Here is a 2810-nt window from a genome sequence, read left to right as displayed (position 1 = left end):
AATTTCGTCGATTGTAATATCCGGCTGGGCTACGATCAGTTGGTCTATGCCCTGCAAATCTTCTTCCGTCAGGGCCGATTTCCTTTCACTGTTATTTTATTGGATTGCTATAAATTTCGATTTTTAGGCAGCCAAATTCGTGCACAAGAAAAAGAAAAAATCTAACCCAGCAAAAATTAGCTGATAAGACTGGTTTGGCAATTAGAACTGTGCAATAAACGGAGAAATGGAAGAAAAATACTATATACAACACACTTTCCGGGTTGGTCGAGTGCCTTGGCGTATCGGCAGACACATTGTTTCCAACAAAAACGCCGATTTCAGATGAAAAATTGCAGAATCTCATCAGAAAGGTCCAATTTTGTAATGAAAAGAACCAGGAAATACTGCTGAATACTATTAACTTTCTGGCGGATCAACTGCTGTCTGAGCAAGAAAATGCGGATTCCGATTAACTTCCAGCAGGGTATCATTTCTATCCCTGCTGGATTTTTTAACGAAAAAAGAGGCAGCAAGGGCAATCACGCCCTTGCTGCCATTATGGTCTGTTCAACAGAAAGTAGATTCGTGTGTTCGTTTTATTGGCCAGTCATTGCTTTTGATTGGCAGAATACGCATCGCGTATCCGTTCAAACGATTTTTGGCTGATTCCATGTTCCATGCGGCAGGCATCCTGCCCCGCTGTTTCCGGGTCAATTCCCGCGCCTATCAGCCATTGCGTAAAAAACTGATGCCGCTCATAGATTTTTTCTGCGACTTCCAGGCCCGCACCTGTCAGGTGGAGAAATCCATCCTGATCCACTGTCAGAAAGCCTCCATCCCGTAGAACTCCTACCGCATGGCAGATGCTGGGTTTGGAATACCCCATGTGCCGGGTGAGGTCAACGGAGCGGGCCATACCATACTTCTGCTGAAGCATTAAGACCGCCTCCAAGTAATCCCCGCCAGATGCGTGCAACCTTGCTCTTTGTCAGGAAATACCACAGCGTAATTGCGGCGGTTACGATCTGTGAAGAAACGGTGGCATAGGCCGCACCCTCAATTCCCTTGCCCTGGTCGCTCATTGCCATAATCATGATTGGGTCCAGGATGATGTTCAAAACCGCTCCGGTGCCGGTAATCAGCATGGCCTTTTTCAAAATGCCCTCTCCGCGCATAATCATGTTTGCAGACTGCGCGAAGTTGACAAACAGGGAACCGGCGAATATGATATGCAGATACCGTTCCGCATGGTTCAGAATCTCACCCTCCGCCCCGCTCAGTGACAAAAGCTGGCGGGTAAAGAGCATACCGAGAATCGTGATGACCGCTCCCAGGAGCAGATTCATGGCAATCAGATTACCCATGATCTTGTCAATGGTATCCTGGTCTTTCTTCCCAATGGCGCGGGACAGGACAGAGGCCGAGCCNACGCCGATCAGTGTGGACACGCCGGTGTTAATCAAGGTGAAAGGATAGGAAACGGAAACCGCCCCCATTGCAACCTCGTTGATAAGCTGTCCGACAAAAACCCGGTCCATGAAGTTATACAGTCCAACGACCACCATTCCGATGATGGCGGGAATGCTCAAAGAGAGCATGAGCTGAAACGGCGAAGCCGTCAGCAGTTGTGTGCGGGTATCTTGTTTTTGTGCCATGATGATTCCTCCGTTTTATGTCAGCGTCCAATTTTGGCTTTCGGTTTGCAGCTTGACCATCCGGGCAAAGGCTCCNTTCCGNNTCATCAGCTCCGCTGGAGTCCCTGNCTCAGCNACCGTACCGCGGACAGCACCACGATCTTGTTGGCGTTCTCCACCGTCCTCATTCGGTNGGCGATAATCAGCACTGTCTTTCGCTCTACCAGCCGGGAGATGGCCTGCTGGATCTCCGTCTCATTCTCCGCATCCAGAGAGGCGGTGGCTTCGTCCAGCAGAATGATGGGTGCGTCCTTCAAGAGCGCACGGGCGATGGAAATGCGCTGGCGCTCGCCCCCAGAGAGGGTGGAACCGTTTTCCCCAATCATAGTCTGATACCCCTGGGGGAGCTTTGCGATAAACTCATCGCACATGGCCTCCTTTGCCGCCTGTATGACCTCCGCGTCTGTGGCGTCCTTTCGGCCAANGCGGATATNTTCCATGANTGTGTTGTTGAACAGCATCACATCCTGGAATACGATGGAGTAGGCAGTCAGGAGTTTTTCCGGGTCAACCTTACTCACATCCACGCCGCCGACTGTGATCCGGCCCCGGTCAATATCCCAAAACCGTGCCGCCAGCTTGGCGGNGGTAGATTTGCCGNCACCGGAGGGGCCGATCAGGGCTGTAACCTCGCCCTGCTTGGCGGTAAAGGAGACATCCTTCAGTACCGTCTCGCCGCTGTTATAGGCAAAGCCCACATGGTCAAAGGTAATGTCGTAGCTTTTTGGCGAAAAGGCAGGTTTGCCCTCCTGGGACGGGGTTTCGTTAATCTCATTCATGCGGTCAATATTGATTTGCAGGGAATTCATCGCCGCCAGGTTTTGCAGGGCAAAGTTCATTGGCTCATAAATCCGGGAGACAAACAGCAGGAACAGGAAGAAGGTCACAAGGGAAAGCTCCCCGCTCATCAGACGCATACTCCCTACCAGGGCCACCGAGACGATTCCCAGCTTTAAGGAAACGCTGATTTAATCCCCCCAAATGATAAAAGATGTGATAAAATAAGGGAAAGGGGGCGCGGAGTATGAAACAGGAAAGTTTTAGCGATATGGAATATAGATGCCGGAAAAAGAAAACAAAACGGGAAGAATTTCTGGAAATCATGGACGAAATCATCCCATGGGAAGAATGGGT

Annotated in this window: 1 protein-coding gene and 2 pseudogenes; all 3 read right to left on the bottom strand. The window is 50.4% G+C overall.

Translation table 11 applies throughout. The features are described 5' to 3' along the window. Positions 1 to 589: 589 nt before the first annotated feature. Positions 590 to 919 (bottom strand): metal-dependent transcriptional regulator, encoded by a 330-nt coding sequence (locus JX325_RS14730; RefSeq protein WP_204791829.1) that lies wholly within the window; start codon positions 917 to 919, stop codon positions 590 to 592. A gap of 7 nt (positions 920 to 926) precedes the next feature. Beyond that, positions 927 to 1637 (bottom strand): annotated as a pseudogene (locus JX325_RS14725) (MATE family efflux transporter); the annotation flags it as partial. Positions 1638 to 1652: 15 nt separating this feature from the next. Continuing rightward, a pseudogene (locus JX325_RS14720) lies at positions 1653 to 2641 on the bottom strand (ABC transporter ATP-binding protein); the annotation flags it as partial. Positions 2642 to 2810 lie beyond the last annotated feature (169 nt).

Source organism: Oscillibacter sp. CU971 (assembly GCF_905219725.1).
In the GTDB taxonomy this organism is placed as follows: domain Bacteria; phylum Bacillota; class Clostridia; order Oscillospirales; family Oscillospiraceae; genus Oscillibacter.
This window is presented reverse-complemented; position numbering and strand designations above follow the sequence as displayed.